Annotated in this window: 19 protein-coding genes and 3 pseudogenes; 15 read left to right on the forward strand and 7 right to left on the reverse strand. The window is 62.4% G+C overall.

The window, feature by feature from the left end:
- Window positions 1-66 precede the first annotated feature (66 nt).
- The 4 genes from E2170_RS06480 (at window position 67) to E2170_RS06495 (ending at window position 2,328) form a co-directional block, all read left to right on the forward strand.
- Window positions 67-987, forward strand: a complete 921-nt coding sequence (locus E2170_RS06480) for a LysR substrate-binding domain-containing protein (RefSeq protein WP_132999756.1) — start codon at window positions 67-69, stop codon at window positions 985-987.
- A gap of 117 nt (window positions 988-1,104) precedes the next feature.
- Window positions 1,105-1,428, forward strand: a complete 324-nt coding sequence (locus E2170_RS06485) for an ArsR/SmtB family transcription factor (protein WP_132999757.1) — start codon at window positions 1,105-1,107, stop codon at window positions 1,426-1,428.
- A gap of 14 nt (window positions 1,429-1,442) precedes the next feature.
- On the forward strand, window positions 1,443-1,928 hold the full coding sequence (locus tag E2170_RS06490; RefSeq protein ID WP_132999758.1) for an ArsI/CadI family heavy metal resistance metalloenzyme: 486 nt from the start codon (window positions 1,443-1,445) through the stop codon (window positions 1,926-1,928).
- A 16-nt stretch (window positions 1,929-1,944) separates the two neighbouring features.
- A complete protein-coding gene (locus E2170_RS06495) occupies window positions 1,945-2,328 on the forward strand; it encodes a nuclear transport factor 2 family protein (RefSeq protein ID WP_132999759.1) in 384 nt (127 codons plus the stop codon).
- A gap of 331 nt (window positions 2,329-2,659) precedes the next feature.
- Here E2170_RS06495 and E2170_RS06500 read toward each other — a convergent pair whose 3' ends face one another.
- Window positions 2,660-3,253 carry a hypothetical protein gene (locus E2170_RS06500; RefSeq protein ID WP_132999760.1) on the reverse strand — a complete coding sequence of 198 codons (594 nt, stop codon included), beginning with the start codon at window positions 3,251-3,253 and terminating at the stop codon, window positions 2,660-2,662.
- Between the two features lie 123 nt (window positions 3,254-3,376).
- Between E2170_RS06500 and E2170_RS06505 the strand changes: the two are divergent.
- Window positions 3,377-3,553: pseudogene (locus E2170_RS06505) on the forward strand (transposase); the annotation flags it as partial.
- Window positions 3,469-3,993 carry a carboxymuconolactone decarboxylase family protein gene (locus tag E2170_RS14015; protein WP_243708071.1) on the forward strand — a complete coding sequence of 175 codons (525 nt, stop codon included), beginning with the start codon at window positions 3,469-3,471 and terminating at the stop codon, window positions 3,991-3,993. The pseudogene E2170_RS06505 and the gene E2170_RS14015, both read left to right, overlap by 85 nt.
- Window positions 3,994-4,136: 143 nt before the next feature.
- On the opposite strand, the gene E2170_RS06515 is transcribed toward E2170_RS14015, so the two are convergent.
- The gene (locus E2170_RS06515; RefSeq protein ID WP_207914928.1) at window positions 4,137-5,114 is read right to left on the reverse strand and encodes a LysR family transcriptional regulator; all 978 of its coding nucleotides are present in this window, start codon (window positions 5,112-5,114) and stop codon (window positions 4,137-4,139) included.
- Between the two features lie 115 nt (window positions 5,115-5,229).
- Between E2170_RS06515 and E2170_RS06520 the strand changes: the two genes are divergently transcribed.
- From E2170_RS06520 to E2170_RS06540, 5 genes and pseudogenes are all read left to right on the forward strand, one after another.
- Window positions 5,230-6,150: an alpha/beta fold hydrolase gene (locus tag E2170_RS06520; RefSeq protein WP_132999761.1), complete on the forward strand. Its 921-nt coding sequence runs from the start codon at window positions 5,230-5,232 to the stop codon at window positions 6,148-6,150.
- A gap of 57 nt (window positions 6,151-6,207) precedes the next feature.
- Window positions 6,208-7,113: a DMT family transporter gene (locus E2170_RS06525; protein ID WP_132999762.1), complete on the forward strand. Its 906-nt coding sequence runs from the start codon at window positions 6,208-6,210 to the stop codon at window positions 7,111-7,113.
- Between the two features lie 13 nt (window positions 7,114-7,126).
- Window positions 7,127-7,768 (forward strand): pyridoxamine 5'-phosphate oxidase family protein, encoded by a 642-nt coding sequence (locus tag E2170_RS06530; RefSeq protein ID WP_132999763.1) that lies wholly within the window; start codon window positions 7,127-7,129, stop codon window positions 7,766-7,768.
- Window positions 7,765-8,397: a glutathione S-transferase family protein gene (locus tag E2170_RS06535; RefSeq protein WP_132999764.1), complete on the forward strand. Its 633-nt coding sequence runs from the start codon at window positions 7,765-7,767 to the stop codon at window positions 8,395-8,397. Before E2170_RS06530 ends, E2170_RS06535 begins: the two co-directional genes overlap by 4 nt.
- 135 nt (window positions 8,398-8,532) lie before the next feature.
- Window positions 8,533-9,189 (forward strand): annotated as a pseudogene (locus E2170_RS06540) (IS3 family transposase); the annotation flags it as partial.
- Here E2170_RS06540 and E2170_RS06545 read toward each other — a convergent pair.
- The 4 genes and pseudogenes from E2170_RS06545 to E2170_RS06560 all read right to left on the reverse strand — a co-directional run bounded on the left by E2170_RS06545 (window position 9,175) and on the right by E2170_RS06560 (window position 11,912).
- On the reverse strand, window positions 9,175-10,359 hold the full coding sequence (locus E2170_RS06545) for a DUF2268 domain-containing putative Zn-dependent protease (RefSeq protein WP_243708072.1): 1,185 nt from the start codon (window positions 10,357-10,359) through the stop codon (window positions 9,175-9,177). The pseudogene E2170_RS06540 and the gene E2170_RS06545 sit on opposite strands and share 15 nt — an antisense overlap.
- 127 nt (window positions 10,360-10,486) lie before the next feature.
- Window positions 10,487-10,654 carry an integrase core domain-containing protein gene (locus E2170_RS14140; RefSeq protein WP_279432859.1) on the reverse strand — a complete coding sequence of 56 codons (168 nt, stop codon included), beginning with the start codon at window positions 10,652-10,654 and terminating at the stop codon, window positions 10,487-10,489.
- Window positions 10,623-10,847: pseudogene (locus E2170_RS14025) on the reverse strand (IS3 family transposase); the annotation flags it as partial. The gene E2170_RS14140 and the pseudogene E2170_RS14025, both read right to left, overlap by 32 nt.
- A gap of 150 nt (window positions 10,848-10,997) precedes the next feature.
- A complete protein-coding gene (locus E2170_RS06560; RefSeq protein WP_243708074.1) occupies window positions 10,998-11,912 on the reverse strand; it encodes a DUF2268 domain-containing putative Zn-dependent protease in 915 nt (304 codons plus the stop codon).
- Window positions 11,913-12,258: 346 nt separating this feature from the next.
- Between E2170_RS06560 and E2170_RS06565 the strand changes: the two genes are divergently transcribed.
- A complete protein-coding gene (locus E2170_RS06565) occupies window positions 12,259-12,948 on the forward strand; it encodes a hypothetical protein (RefSeq protein WP_132999765.1) in 690 nt (229 codons plus the stop codon).
- 22 nt (window positions 12,949-12,970) lie between these two features.
- Here E2170_RS06565 and E2170_RS06570 read toward each other — a convergent pair whose 3' ends face one another.
- Window positions 12,971-13,810 (reverse strand): LysR family transcriptional regulator, encoded by an 840-nt coding sequence (locus E2170_RS06570; protein ID WP_132999766.1) that lies wholly within the window; start codon window positions 13,808-13,810, stop codon window positions 12,971-12,973.
- 108 nt (window positions 13,811-13,918) lie between these two features.
- Here E2170_RS06570 and E2170_RS06575 point away from each other — a divergent pair, with 108 nt between their 5' ends.
- Genes E2170_RS06575 through E2170_RS06585 form a run of 3 tightly spaced genes read left to right on the forward strand, consistent with a single transcriptional unit; the run spans window position 13,919 to window position 15,866 of the window.
- Entirely contained in the window at window positions 13,919-14,413 is a 495-nt protein-coding gene (locus E2170_RS06575; protein WP_132999767.1) for a lipocalin-like domain-containing protein, read from the forward strand.
- A gap of 52 nt (window positions 14,414-14,465) precedes the next feature.
- Window positions 14,466-14,810, forward strand: coding sequence for a 5-carboxymethyl-2-hydroxymuconate Delta-isomerase (locus E2170_RS06580; protein WP_132999768.1), 345 nt, complete (start codon window positions 14,466-14,468; stop codon window positions 14,808-14,810).
- Window positions 14,811-14,831: 21 nt separating this feature from the next.
- Window positions 14,832-15,866 (forward strand): NADP-dependent oxidoreductase, encoded by a 1,035-nt coding sequence (locus E2170_RS06585; RefSeq protein ID WP_132999769.1) that lies wholly within the window; start codon window positions 14,832-14,834, stop codon window positions 15,864-15,866.
- Window positions 15,867-15,881: the final 15 nt, after the last annotated feature.

Consider the following 15,881-nt stretch of genomic DNA (forward strand, 5'->3'; position numbering starts at 1 on the left):
TCTTTCTGGATCGGACCTACTTTGCCGTTTCGCTCAAGTACGCGACAAACGATGGTTTCTCCCCTGATGAGTGAATCTGAATCACCTATATCGGGATCGCGCAGAAGGCTCCCGCTGTCGGCATTGCGCGCCTTCGAATCGGCGGCCCGGTTGGGCAGTTTCCGGAAGGCGGCCGAGGAACTGGGCGTGACGCCCACGGCGATCAGCCACCAGGTCCGCGGCCTCGAATCACTGATCGAGACGCCACTGTTCACGCGACACGTGAGACGGGTCGTGCTAACGGAAGCGGGAACCGGACTGCTCCCGGTGCTGCGCCAGGGCTTCGACGCATTTGAAGAAGCGTTGCGGTCGGCAGCCCTTCGAAGGGGGAATCGAGCGGTGGTCACCATCGGCGCCACGAGCGCCTTCATGGCCAGGTGGTTGGTGCCACGGTTGGCGCTTTTCCGCCAGGCCGAGCCGTCGATCGATCTGCAACTCGCCGCTTCCAACGGTGTGGCTTCCGTGGCGCACGGAGAAGTGGACATCGCGATTCGCTACGGCGGCGGCGTCTACCCCGGTCATGAGGTGGAACTCCTGTGGTCTGACACCTTCGCGCCGGTATGCCACCCGTTGCTGGGCGTCCGCGGCATCGCAGGGATCGGGGAAGCCGCGCTTGTCGCCTTTTCCTGGAAGCGGCCAGCGCCGCAGAACCCCACATGGGAGCGATGGAGCAAGAAGGCAGGGGTGCGGCTACCCGCCGATACCCGTTTCCTGCATTTCAGCGATGAGACACACGCGATACAGGCCGTGATCGCAGGGCAGGGAATCGGCCTGCTCAGCACGCTGCTGGTAGAGCCGGAGCTTTCGTCCGGTTCCCTTGTGGAAAGCTTCGGGCCCCGGATGGACGCACACGGGTACTACCTGCTCACCCGACAAGGGCAGGCGCGCGCGGCCGTCGATGCCGTGGCCACATGGATACGGCAGCAGTTCCTTGTCGATCCCGCGTAGACGGAGATTCCATCACTCCCGGTTCGATGACTGGTGATGCCGGCATGGGTGAACCGTCTGGAAGCGATGGCACCGGCGCCGGTTGACATATTTCCATGATTCTGGAAATATCGAATCATGAAGACCGTTGTTGCGCTTGCCGCTCTCGGAGCGCTCGGCCATGAGACACGTCTGGCCGCGTTCCGTACTTTGATCAAGGCCGGCCCCGACGGGATGGCCGTCGGTGAGCTGCGCGAGCATCTCGACCTGCCGCCCGCCACGCTGACCGCGCATCTCAACGTGCTGCGCGCAGCAACCCTGATTCGCGACCAGCGCGAGGGGCGGGTGATCCGCGTCCGCGCCAACTACCAGCAAATGAGTTCCCTGATCGCCTACTTGACCGAGAACTGTTGCGCTGGCGCAGCGGAATGCGGTCCGGGCAGGGCGTGTACACCGAAGTAGACCGGAGCCCAGGAATGAATCGCTTCCATATCCATCTCAACGTCACCGATCTCGACAACAGCATCCAGTTCTATTCAGGGTTGTTCGCCACCCCGCCCACGGTGGCCAAGCCCGACTACGCCAAGTGGATGCTCGACGATCCACAACTGAACTTCGCGATTTCGACCACGGGGCGCGTCCCCGGTATCGATCATCTCGGCTTTCAGGTCGAGGGCACCGACGGTTTGGCCGCCATGGTGCGGCGCCTCGATGCGGCGGGCACGCGCGTCGTGCCCGAGGACGCGACCATCTGCTGCTACGCGCAGTCGGACAAGCTGTGGACGGAAGACCCGCAAGGCGTGCGCTGGGAGACTTTCCACACCACGGGCGAGGCCACGACCTACTTTGCGGGCGAGGCAGCCTGTGCCCTGGATGGCAAGGCCTGCAGTCCCGACACTCTCCCGGCATCGGGCCAGACTGCAGCCGCTTCGTGCTGCACGACGGCGTCAGGTTGCTGCTAATTCCCGGGGGATTGCCATGGAGTCAACGATCAGAAGCCTGGAGGAATCCTTGCGCAATGCCATGCTGACAAGCGATGTGGCCGCTCTGGATTCCCTGCTTGCAGACGAACTGGTATTCGTGGGCCCCTCTGGTGATGTGTTCAGCAAAGAGGGCGACCTGGAACTTCACCGTTCCGGGCGACAGAAGTTGACCAGGGCCGAGTGGCGATCTGTGGCGATAGCCATGCACGGGCAGTCGGCCGTAACCGTGGTGACGGCGAACCTCGCTGGCACTTTCGAAGGGACCGCGTTCTCGGGCGACTTCCGGTACTGCCGCTTCTGGGCGGTAACAGACCTTGGCTGGAGGGTGGTCGGAGGGTCGGTCTCTGTGCTGGGAGAGAACAGTGCGGTGCCCAAGTAACCGCAAGTCAGCGACAAATGGCAAGCAGGCAATTCGGTATCGGTATACCTGTGACTTCCCGAAACTGTGCCGTAAAACTGTGACTTGGCCGGAACGGGTTGCAAAAGTCACAGCTTTACCAAGCCCGGTTGTATCATGCGGGCAAAGGCCGGATCACTAATCTGGTGAGCAGCGTAATCCGCCCAAGCTATTGATTTGCATTGGAATCAACCACAAACCTAACATCAGCCTGCAATTGCGTCCGTCAGTAATTCTGTGAGTTTCCCTGCTTCTCCAGTGAAAGTGTGAGTTTCCATTATTCGCCGCCAAGTGCCGGTGGAACCGCGAAGTTCTAGGACCCGGCCCATTCGGACAGGCCGAATCTGTCCTGAGTCAGCTTCTCCATTTCCTTGAGCGTCCTGAACGGCGCGTCGAGTGAGGGCACGTGAAAGAAAGCTGGCAGCTCCCAATTACCCAAGAGAATCCGCGTGCCGACGAGCATTTCGAAATCCTGAGCTACAGCCCGAAGGAGTGGTAGCTGAAGCAGCTTCTCCATCGCAAGCGCAAATGCGTCGCAATGAATCGTGTGAAGCACGCCTTGGTCTGTAGTGAAGGTTTCGGCGACCAGGCCAGCCAGGAGGCTGATCGTGTCGGGCGTTGGCTGGAGGGTGAGTGGGAGGAGAGATTCACTGTATGCAGTCTTCTGCTCTTCGAGTGTCCGCGTAGCTAGACGAGCCTGTTCCTCAGGCTCAAGAAAAGGGGCAAGTTCTGGGGGGCTGGGATTGCACAGGCCGAGGCGCTGTTTGAGCTGCAGAAGGCCCATTCTCAGGTCTTCCAGCCTCGGCAGAGTCGGCCTGGCCAGGTCCCAAAACGGCGCGTAGAACCAGTCTGATGACCCGGGAGCAATAGCTTCGCCGCGTGCGACCAGGTCCAGGGGAGCTTCCAAGTAGCTAATCGGCTGACGGTCCGATTGCCTCGATGAGAATCCAGAGCGCCGTCGCTTAAGGAAGGTCTGAACAACTCGACCCAGCTGGGCGACAATAGCGCACCACAACGAGGTTGACGTTCGATGCAGCTGACGTTCGGTGATGCCGAGGGCCTGGGCAAGCGCAAGCGGACCCGCAAGGAGATCTTCCTGGCGGAGATGGAGCAGGTGGTGCCGTGGTCGGCGCTGCTGAAGCTGATCGAGCCGCACTATCCGAAGATGGGTCGTCCCGGCCGCCAGCCCTATCCGATCGCGACGATCTGGGTCTCGGTGAAACGGGACTTCTTCATGGAACCTCCTGGCTGGGGGAACATGCCAGAAAGTTCTACTTATGGGGTGTCTGCGGATCGGGGAAGCTTACGCTGGAGCCGCGGCTGAAGCATCTTGTCCGCCTGCGGGCATCGCAGATCAATGGCTGCGCCTATTGCGTCAAGTTGCACACGCGCGAGGCACGCGCCCATGGGGAATCCGACGAGCGGCTCGACCAACTCGTCGTGTGGCGGAGCGTCGAGGTGTTCAGTGCGCCTGAAAGGGCGGCGTTGGCATGGACCGAAGTCCTCACGACGCTGGCTCGCCAGGACATGAACTCCGGCCTGCGCACGGAGCTCGGCGATCACTTCTCCGAACAAGAAATCGCGGTGCTCGGCGCGGAGATCGCGATGATCAATCTCTGGAACCGGATCGCCATTTCGAACCACTAGAACACTACGCCGCCGGACAGGCAGCGGCCGGGGCTTCGATCGTCAAGCCGGCGCGTGACACTTTCCGGGGTGGATACGCGGGATCTTACGGCCAAAACCTTGGACAAACGGAACTTGGACAATCGCGACGAGTGAATGGGAAGTTAGATTCGCCGACCAGCCATGGTTCGCGACATCGCGTCCAGGAAAGCCTGAACGTTGGCGCTTCCGGCTAGTGCAGCTGAGAAAATGAGCTGCACAGGAATCGAAGGCGGCTCGCTGACGGGCAGTACACGTCGCAATTTGCCTTCATCGATCGCAGCCACGGCCTGATACGAAAGCACCCGTGTTATTCCGAGGCCGGCAATCGCGGAGTCTATTGCTGCATCAGCGCTGTTGACTCGGAACCTCGGCGAAGGCGTCAGCACTTGCTTTCCGTCGGCCCCAAAACGCCATTCGGTGGTACGGCTGACACCTTCGAACGCGATCAGATCGTGGGCCAAGAGTTCGCCCACCGAGTCAGGGGACCCACGACGCCGAAGGTAGTCCGGAGACGCCACCAGTACTTGCCTTGTTTCCCCTAGGCGGCGCGCCCGAAGCGCGCTGTCGCTCAGGTCGCCAATCCGCAGCGCCACGTCAATGCCTTCCTCCACGAGGTTTACGAAGCGGTCCATCAGCAACAGTCGGACGCGGAGGCGGGGGTGCTGCTTGAGCAGCATCGTCAGCACCGGGGCAACGTAAAGGCGACCGAAAACCACTGGGGCGGTGACCGAGATGAGGCCTTGGGGTTCGACATCGCCTCCTTGCAGGAGACGTTCTCCCTGCGCCAGTTCATCCAACGCGCGCCGGCACCGCTGGAGGTAAAGCTCGCCCGCTTCGGTCAGTCGCACGGCCCGGGTGGAACGTCTGAGCAACAACACGCCCAGCCGCGATTCCAGCCCGGCGATGGCGCGCGTCACGGCCTGCGGGGACACGCCAAGTTGTCTTGCGGCACCTGCGAATGAGCCCAACTCAGCTATTGCGCTGAAGGCGGCCAGGGCGTCGAGTCGGTCCATTCTTTCACCCAGGGGAATAATGAAATCCAGATCGAGGGGATTATGTACTGAAACGGCGGACACCAGAATGGGGCCGTCGGAGAACACCGGTGGCGCCGCCCGAATCAGGGCTGCGCGCCGGGATGCCGATGACGTTCCCTCGCAACGCATCAGACGCCTTTTCTTCCTGGCCCCCACGCCCTGCCACTTCGGAGACTACCCAATGACCAACCCCGCCCGCTCTCAGAAACTCGCCGAGTCCGCGCTTGCGGCCAGCGCGCGAGCCAGCATCCGCTACCGCACCTTGCGGATCGATGGCCAGGACATCTTCTTTCGGGACGCCGGTCCCGAGGGAGCGCCGGCCCTGTTGCTTCTCCACGGATTCCCGAGCTCGTCGCACCAGTACCGGAACCTGATTGCGGACCTTGCCGATCGCTACCGCGTCATCGCGCCCGACTACCCCGGCTTCGGCCACAGCGCAATGCCGGATCGGTCGGCCTTCGCTTATACGTTCGACAATTTTGCCTCGATCGTCGGCAAGCTGACCGAAGCGTTGGGCCTCGGGCAGTACGCACTGTACGTTTTTGATTACGGCGCCCCCGTCGGCTTCCGCCTGGCGACCAAGAACCCGGAACGCATCAGCGCCCTCATTGTGCAGAACGGCAATGCCTACGACGAAGGCATCGGCGATTTCTGGGAGCCGATCAAGGCCTACTGGGCCACCCATGCCCAACCTGAGCGCGAAGCCATCCGGTGGCTGACGTCGATCAAGGCGACCACTTGGCAGTACACCAATGGGGTGGACGACACGGCGAAAGTGAGCCCGGATGGCTACACCAGCGACCAGGCCTTCATGGACCGCCCCGGCAATGCCGACATCCAGCTCGACATTTTCTACGACTACCGAACCAACCTCCCGCTCTATCCGCAGTGGCAGGCCTATCTCCGGGAGCGGCGCCCGCCGACGCTCGTGCTTTGGGGCCGCAATGACGAGATCTTCGTCGCCGCCGGCGCCGCGCCTTACCAGCGCGACAATCCGGAAGCAGAAGTGCACCTCCTGGACACTGGACACTTCGCACTAGAAACGCATGGAGCGGAGATCGCCACCCTGATCCGCGACTTCCTGGCCGGAAAGGTGGGATGAACGATCCACGCCGCCGGGCGCCGTTGCGCCCGGCGGCAGAGTCAAGCGGAGAGCGGCATGCATCGTTTCGTTCTGTTGTTGATCGTCGTCGGGACCCTGCAGGCGGCCCTCGTTTTGCTTGCGCGTCTCGGGGCTGGGGCAGGGATGTCCATTCTGGCGGCAGCGATCGTGTCGACACTGGGGGCTGGCATGGTCATAGGGCTGGCTTCACTGGGTCGATCGCGCGAGAGGAGGACGGCAAACGCAGGATCACTAGTGTTCCTCGGCGGTGCGGGCACGGTCAGCTACGCCTTTCCCAATGCACTGGTTTTCGCAACGGCGGAGAAGCTGGGCCCAGCGCATGCGGCCATGCTCTACGCCTTCGTGCCGGGACTGACGTATCTGATCGCCTTGCTCGCTGATCTTGAGCGGAGTTCGCCGAGGCGTCTGACCGGCCTGCTGCTCGGATTCACCGGCGCCACAGTGATCTTGTCCACTCGATTCGACCTGGCAACGCCTACGGAGTCGCTTTGGCTACTGATCTCGCTTGCAGCGCCTGCATCGGTGGCGGCCGGCAACGTCATTCGTTCGCGTTTCTGGCCCCAAGGCGCAAGTGTCATGGATATCGCCCCTGGTCTTCTCTTGTCGGCTGGACTGGTGCTGCTGGCCGTTGCTGCCCTTGCACCGGGCCAGAGCCTTGCTTGGCCAACCCATTGGGGCGGCCCCTTGGCGCTGCTGGCGACGGCCTCTCTCTTCTATGTCCTCTATTTCAACCTTCAACAGGCGGCTGGTGCCGTCTACCTGAGCCAGATAGGTTACGTCGCGGCGGCAGCGGGCCTGGCATTCGGCGTGACCCTGTTCGACGAGCAAGTAGCGGCGCCCATGTTCGCCGGGATTGCGCTCGTGGTTCTCGGTGTAGTTCTGGTTACGCCCCATCCGGGCGAGACTGGCCAAACCGCAGTAGCCCGGGGCATTCACAGTTGAAGGAGGGTACGAGATGAGCCGACGCTTCGCTGACCTGATGTTTACGCCGGCGGTTCGTGGCGTTCAGTCCGAACAGGGGTCCCGCCAGGCCTACGAAAGATTCGACGCGCCCGATAGCCCGGCACTCGACAGATTCAGCTTCCGCGAGTCCGAGTTCATTGCGACACGGGACAGTCTTTACCTGGCCAGCGTCTCGGAAACCGGTTGGCCCTACGTGCAGCACCGGGGAGGGCCGCCAGGATTCATCAAGGTCCTGGACGAACAAACGCTAGGGCTGGCGGATTATCGGGGCAATCGTCAATACGTTTCGGTTGGAAATGTCCGCGGTGACGATCGAGTCTCCTTGATACTGGTGGACTACGTGCAGAGACGCCGATTGAAGATTGTTGGGCGGATGCGTGTGATTGACCGCACTGATTCCGATCGGATGGACCTCTTGCGGGATCAGTACCACGCCGAAGTTGAACGAGGACTAATCATCACCTTGGAAGGCTTCGACTGGAACTGTCCACAGCACATCACTCCCCGATACACAGAGGCGGAATTGATCACCAGACTGGCCCCGGTTTACGAACACATCGCAAGTCTTGAGCGTCAGAACGCCGCGCTGCTTGCAAAAATCACCGATATGGAACTGAGGGGTATGAATAGATGATCACGCTGTACGGTTTCCCGCGATCTGGAAACACGCTTAAGGTTCGCATCGCGCTTTGTCTCCTCTCCCTGCCGTTTGAGGAAAGCATGCCGAGCCATGGTGAGCACAAGCGTCCGCCTTTCACCGAACTCAATCCACTTGGCCAGGTGCCGGTGCTGGTCGATGACGGCGTGATATTGCGCGACAGCCAGGCGATCCTGGTCTACTTGGCAGCCGCCTATCGGCCAGGTGAATGGGATGGAGTAGCTCCCGCCGAGCGGGGATCTATTGCTCAGTGGATGTCCTTCGCCGCTAACGAATTGCAGCACGGGCCCAACGCCCTGCGGCGTATAGTCCAGTTCGATGCGCCGCTTGACAAAAGAGTCGCCTCGAACGCTACCGATCAGGCCTTGGAAATTCTTGAAAGGCATCTGAGTTCACGGCTATGGCTGGAATCCGGGCGGATGACAATCGCGGATATGGCGTGCGCACCTTACGTGGCATTGGCGCCGCAGGGTGGAGTCAATCTTGAGCCGTTCGCGGCCATACGCTCGTGGCTTGGCCGTATCGAAGCGGCATCAAACTTTCCTTCGCATCCGGATTGGACCCGACAACCGATCGCCGATTCGCCCGCACCACCACCCGCATGATCTGCACCGGCAACAGCGATTAAGGCACGTTATCGGGGATAGGCACGAGAGCCCCGCCGGGCAGGCTGACGTTCGGCGATGCTCCTTCAGAAGCGACACTGTGCCGTCAGGCTCAAGTGCCGAAGTGGAGTTCCCAAACTCGGAGAAACCTGCAGCAAACACCGGGTAGAACGTCTGATGCGGGAGAATGGCCTGCGAGCATTGCATGGTTATCGGACCCGGCACATTCCAATGGCCAAACCGCCGGCATTGATTCCCAACTTGCTGCAACGCCAATTCACAGCGTCGCATCCGAACGAGGTCTGGGTTACGGACATTACCTACATTCGGACCTGGCAAGGCTGGCTCTATTTGGCTGTCGTCGTGGATCTGTTCTCTCGCAAAGTTGTTGGCTGTGCCACCAAGCCGACAATTCGCCGCGAGCTGGCTCTGGAAGCCGTTGATAAGGCTATCAGGCGAAGGCGACCTCGCAAGAGGTTGATCCACTCGGATCAGGGAGCCCAGTACGGCAGTGATGCGTGGCGGCGCTACTGCAAAGCGAACGACCTCGAGCCAAGCATGAGCAGACGAGGAAACTGCTGGGACAACGCGGTAGCGGAATCATTCTTCGGAAGATTGAAGAAGGAGCGGATCAAGAAGCGCATCTACAACAACCGCGAAGTCGCGATCCTGGACATATCCGATTACATCGACGGTTTCTACAATCCAACACGCCGTCAAAGCCATCTCGGCGGCGTCAGTCCTGATGAATTCGAGGCAGCGCATCGAACCCGCCGGTCACGTGTCCACTAAACTCTGGGAACTCCAATCCATCTGTTCGAGGTTGATCTGATGGATGGTGTCGGCGTCGTGGAGTGTCGCCTCACTGCATGACGGTTGCCAGCCGCTGGCCTCGAACAGTTCCACAGCCGTCTCCGGTCGCACGTCAAGCAATTCGGCGATGGCCTTCTCCCTGTCCCGGGCGCGGGCTACGTAGGCATGGGCGATCCGATACCCGACCCAGTAGCCGAGGTCGCCGCGACGATCGTCGTCACCGGGGCCGTTGTAGAGCCATCGAGAAAGGTCCGTTTCGTCACTGTCGGCGAGGAACTCGCTCTCCAGTGCGCACTCGCGGCCGTGTGTCCATGCCCGCAGGTGGGCATTGGCCACCTGGCCGGAGATCAGTTCGCCAACGTACTCGGCTCCGCCCTCAAGTAACGTCTGATACAGCAGGGTCGGTTCGGCCATTTCGACCGCGGCGCCATGCTGCTGCACGTGGACGAACTCATGTGCGATCAGGTGCACGAAGCGATCGCCCACGCTAGCTTGCATCCAGTCGGCGTTACATAGGGTTTCCAGCCCGATCACCACCCCAGCCGGGGTAGTGACTCCTCCTGTGTTACCACGACCGACCAGGATGGTGACCGGTGGAAAGCGCGCCATCGGCAGCGTCGCCTCAAGCTTGCCCAGCGCGTCGACTACCCGCTCGCGTATCTCCGACATGGCTGCAGCACAGGAGCGCGCATGTTCGTACAACGCAGGATTCTTGACGATAGCCTCTGCCAAACGCTCCATCGAGCCGATGCGCATCGCGGTGAATTCCTTCAACGCGTCGCTCCCTGCGTCCAGATAGTCGCGCTGCAGCGCGTCTGCGCTCGGGCGACCATTGGCGGTGTCGAGCACTCGAAAGAAGCGGGTGACATCTTCGGTGCGTACATCGGCCGGGGTCGCGCCCGGCTCGCCCGCGAAGCTGCCGGCCGACAGGGTCCCCAGAAGCAACGCCACCAAGACACACGGCATCGCCCTCCAGAGAGAGCAGACGGCGGGCTGCCCGGCAGCCGGCTCCTCGCCCCGGACTTTATGTGAATCAGCTTCTCTGCTTTCCTGACGGAAGGCATAAGCCTCGTTCGCCGCGAAGGTGACGTGCGATAGAGGCCGGATTTCCGGCCAGTGAGCTTCTCGATAACGACGAATGAATGTCATGGGGTGGGATCCTTTCGGAGGCTGCATGTATGTAATGACCCAGCGGTTTCTGCACAGGTCAGGCTGCTAAAGCATACGCCTCAGAGGGTGTTTCCATGCCCAGCGCCTGGTGAGGGCGCCGGTGGTTTTAGAACTGGATCCAGTCGCCGATCACGCGGCTGGCGTGCTGCTGGCTTTCGAAGCGGTGGCGATGCGCATACTGCTCCTTCAGGTTGCGGATGACCCGCTCGATCATCCCGTTCTGCTGCGGACAGTGCGGGGGGGGTGACCCACAGCTGGTCCGGACGGTCGGCATGGAACTGCCGGTTCACCCGGTCCAGCGGGCACGACCGCACCGGGCCCGGGAACGTGGTGCGTACCGGCTTGCCGCGAATCACCCCGGCAATCCTCAACTTGCGCATCAGCCGCTCCACGGTGCTGCGGGCCACGTCCCACTGCTCCCGCTGCATCTGCCTCCAGACCTTGCGGACGCCATAGACGCGCTCGTTTCAATGAACCCCGTCATGGCTTGAACCGGCGGTCGAGCTCCGCCTGGGCAAAATGCGTTGGGCGATCGGGGCAGCAGCAGGATGCAGCGCCGCCGTTCGGGATGGCAGGATTCTGGTGGAACCCGTGCTGCAGGCTCCACGAGGGGATTGTCAGGGCAACGACATGCCCGGGCGCCAACCGCTTTCGCGAAGGAACGCTTCCGGATCGTCCATCTCCAGGATCCGCGCCAACGCCGCGCGCTTGTCGTCGGCGCCCGTGTAGTGCGCCTTGACGATGCGATAGCCGACCCAGTAGCCGAGATCATACGGTTCATCGGAGCCTGCCTCGTAGTCCCACATCCAGGACGTCAGGTCGGTTCCGTGCATGTCGTCCACGAAGGCCGTTTCGATCTCCAGTTCGCGTCCACGAGTCCATTCCGCGTGGCGCGCATTGCCCACGCCGCCGGAGACCAGCTCGGTTACGAACTCGGCCGCGCCCTCCATCAGTGACATGCGCAGCAGTGTCGGCGACGTGCCGTCGGCCTCGTCTACTTCGCGTGCCATCGGCTGCTGGGTGTGCACGTACTCGTGCACAATCACGTAGACGAAGCGGTCTTCGGGATCCGGGTTCATGAAGTCGGCGGCGCAAAGCGCTTCCAAGCCGATGGTCGCCCCGTCGGTGTCCGCGATCCCCACCGGCCGACCGCGCCCCACCACAATCGCCACCGGCGGGTACTCCGCCCTGGGATACAGGTCGGACAGGGTCTTGAGCGCCGCCGTCAGCCGTCGTTCAACCGCCGGCAGTACCGCCAGGCATTGCCGCGCGTTCTCGTACATCGCCGGATCGGCTGCAATCCGCTCGGCGATGCGCTCACCGGTGACCCGGCGCAGCCGCGCGAACTCCTTGAGGCTGTGGCTGCCGTGTGCCAGGTACTGGTCCAGCTGCTCCACGTCCGGTCGACCGCCGGCAGCATCGTAGAGCGCATAGAAGCGCGCGACATCATCGGTTCGAATTTCGGGTGTCACGGCCATGGCCCGTGGCATGAAAGCCATGGCGAACGCCAGCGCGAGCACGATTCTGGTCATGGTCATCTCCTCGGGTTCCAGCACCATTTCAACCCCGTGCCGTCAGTGCTCAGGGGCGGCGTCCGGGAGCACGGCTTCCAGCACCGTGCGCTCCCGCGGATTGAAGATTATACGAGCGCCAATGAGGTGGTGCGCCGCACCCTGCGGGCACTGACGGTCCGGGGCTTCGGCAGTACGTAGGTGATCCGCCGACGGCGCCACCTCGGCGGCCAGTAGCGGCCAGGGCGGCGTAGTGCGTGGAGCGAGGGGAGTCACGCTTGCTCTATCAGAACCCGCCGATGAGGCGGCTGGTTCCAGTGTTCCGTGTACTATCGTGTTGGCCGCAGTCAGCGCAGGCACGACACCCATGCAACGGATCGACGCCTGCGCGACCCACCGAGTGAAGAGGTCGAGACAAGACATGCCGGAAGATGCAACTCGGGAACAAGCGCCGGATCCAGTACAGGGGCGGGCGCGACGCCTGTTCTCCAGCCATCGTCTGTTCGAGGTCATGATCGCGTTCGGCGTGCTGTTGATCTCCACCGTCTCGGTGTTCGTGGCGTACAACGCCAACCGGACCCAGGAACGGATACTGGCGGCCAGCGTCTGGCCCGCCCTGGTATTCGGTACGAGTAATGCCTCGACCGAGGGCGGCAAGCAGATATCACTTGACCTGCTGAACCGTGGAGTCGGGCCGGCACGTATCCGCTGGGCCGAAGTGCTGTACGAGGGCAAACCCGTCTCCGGCCCTTCTTCATTGCTGGCTGCATGCTGTGGTGGAGCGGAGGCGGAGCAAGGGCTGCTGGTAATGAACAGCGGCATCCAGCGGCGCGTGGTGGGGGCCAACGAATGGATTCAGGTGATGCGAGTGCAGCCAATGGATGCGCCGATGCCGGCGTACGAGAAGCTTGACGATGCGTTGAGCAGGATCCGTGCCCGGCTGTGCTACTGCTCCGTCCTGGACGAATGCTGGCTGTTGGAGAGCGAACGGCCGGAGCCTGCCGCGGTGCGGACATGCCCGGCTGCCCCAGAGGTGCTGTGGGAAAGCAATTCTTGAGTGCGGCGGGCAGGACGCTTGCTCACCGGAATGACAGCGTGAGCACACGAAGCGCTTCACGTGATCGATGGTCACGGAGCGTGGTGTAGAGCATCACATCCTGCAGGGGAATCGATGGCAGGGAGAGGCTTTTGCCAATGTCGATCGTGCCGGATGGCGCGGCGCGGCGCGCCAGCACCGCCACGGCCAATCCGCCGGCTGCAGCAGCGCCGAGGATCGCGGCGCCTTTGCCGACGAATACTTCATTCCATTCGATTCCGGCCCTGTCGAGCGCACGAACCGCCACCGCTCTGATGCGGCACGATTCGCCTTGCGTTGCGAGCGGCAGGGGGCGGTGGACATGGGGTTCCCAGCCAACGGCCGCGAACCAGGAGAATGTCTCGGCGAAGGCCGCCCGGCCCTGCTTGCGGCGGCCCTCCGGACGCAATGCCAGCACTGCATCGAGTTCACCCTGCTCGTAGGCCTGCATCAGCTCGCGCGTGCCGGCCACGTGCATCTCGACCAGAAGGCCGGGGTCGTGATCCCGGATGCGCCGCAACAACGACGGCAATTCGCCGCCAACCAGCAAATGACTGATACCGATCGCCAGCTGGCGCCGCTCGACCTCGAACGCAGCGGCCGCGCGGTCGTGGGTCGAAACCAGCTCTCGTGCAATCCCGAGAAACGTCAGCCCTTCGGCGGACAGTCGCACGTGTCGAGGCGTGCGCTCGAGCAGGCGCCGGCCCAATTGCTCCTCCAGCCGGCGCAGCTTGAGGCTGACCGCGGGCTGGGTGGTTCCCAGCACGTCGGCGGCACGGGTGAAACTCTCCAGGTCGGCGGCCAGCACGAACGCCTTGACCGCATCGATATCCATCGCCTTCATTCGCTACGATTCGAATTCTAGATGATAGATATATTTATAGATGCGTTCCAATCATGATGCAATCGACCTAGGCTGGGCTCCCTTGCCCGTTGCCACTGGAGACCCGCCATGAAACCCATGATCGGTGTGATGTTCACGATGCTCGCAGGACTCGCCACACGTGACATGCCTGGTCCCCACGACGAGTTCCCACTGCACGGTACCTGGTCCCTGGTGGCCGCGGACAAGATCCTGCCCGGTGGGGAGCTGGAGCGAGACTATGGCGAGAACCCCAAGGGCAGACTGATCGTCGACCCCCAGGGCAGATACTCGCTGCAGATCCTCAGATCCGAGCGTCTGCGTTTTGCTACCGACAACAAGGCCGACGGTAGCGCCGATGAATTCGAGTCCGCGGTGATTGGCAGCAGCACCCACTACGGCACGGTCACGATAGACCAGAGGGTGGGGGAGCTCGTCTTCTCGATCGAGGGCTCATCCTTCCCGAATTGGGAAGGCACCGTGCAACGACGCCAGTACAGGCTGGAGCGCGAGGAGTTGAGCTACCGGGTGCCGCCACGGGCGGACGGCAGCATCCCGATCTCGGTCTGGCGACGGGTCGATTGAGTGCCCGCGCGACGGGAATCTTCCGTTTCCGGAATCAGGACAAGGGGACAACATGCCGCATTTCATAGTTGATTGTTCGCAAGGTGTTCTGCAACAGCGCAGTGAGGAAGAAGTCCTTGCAAGACTGCATCACGCCGTGAACTCCACGGGACTGTTCGATGAATCCGATATCAAGGTCAGGGTCAATCCTTTCCGGGTCCACGCCGTCGGCGGGGGAAGGGAGGACTTCATCCACGTTTTCTCGCACATCATGCAGGGACGAAGCATCGAGCAGCGCGCAAGTCTATCGAAGAGGATCGTCAGCGAGCTGACTGACATGTTTCCAACCATTCATCGAATCGCCACGAATGTCGCAGAGTTCGAGAAAGCGACCTATCTCAACCGGGAAATGCTGTAGCTCGAACCAGGAAGGCCAACGATGACATCCAGGCATATCGCCAACCATCGCATCGTGCTCGCCGCACATCCCCGTGGCCTGCCCACGCTCCGTGATTTCCGCCTGGAAACAACGTCCGTTCCTTTGCCCGGCGAGGGCGAGGTGCTGCTGCGCACGCTCTATCTTTCGCTCGACCCCTACATGCGCAACCTGATGGACGAGGTCGGCCCCGGTTACGCGCAGCCGATTGCGCCGGGCCAGCCGATGGTGGGCGGTACGGTCGGTCGCGTGATCGCCTCGCACCATCCCGGTTTCAGCGAAGGGCAGATCGTGCTCGCCGACGGGGCCTGGCAGGACCATGTGCTGGCGGACGGTGCCAACCTGCTGCCGCTGGACGGCCTGGCACGCCCCTCGCTGGCGCTCGGCGGACTCGGCATGCCCGGCTTCACCGCCTACGTGGGCCTGTTGGACATCGGCCAGCCGCAGCCTGGCGAAACCGTGGTCGTGGCAGCGGCTACCGGTGCGGTTGGTTCGGTCGTGGGACAGTTGGCCAGGCTGAAGGGTGCTCGTGCAGTGGGTATCGCCGGCGGCGACGACAAGTGCCGGCATGCGGTGGAGAAGCTGGGCTTCCACGACTGCCTGGACCGGCGCGAACCGGGCCTGGCTGAACGTCTGGCGGCCGCGTGTCCGGACGGGGTCGACGTCTACTTCGAGAACGTAGGCGGTGACGTACTCGACGCCGTTCTCCCGTTGCTGAACCTTGGCGCACGTGTGCCTGTCTGCGGCTACATCGCACACTACAACGAGGTTGCTGGTGTCGGCGGCCGCGACCTGCGCCCCGGACTACTTGCGGCCGTGCTGCAAAAGCGCGTGCGCATGCAGGGCTTCATCATCCTGGACCACTATGCCACCCGGCATGGCCGGTTCCGGGAGGAAATGGGTCGATGGGTGGAACGTGGAGACGTCGTCCTGCACGAGGACATCGTCGACGGGTTGGAACAGGCGCCGGCCGCCTTCATCGGCATGCTGGAAGGTCGCAACCTGGGCAAGGTAGTCGTCCGCGTCGCGGACGAATGAACCCTGGCCAGGGCG

Source organism: Luteimonas arsenica (assembly GCF_004352825.1).
Lineage (GTDB): Bacteria > Pseudomonadota > Gammaproteobacteria > Xanthomonadales > Xanthomonadaceae > Luteimonas > Luteimonas arsenica.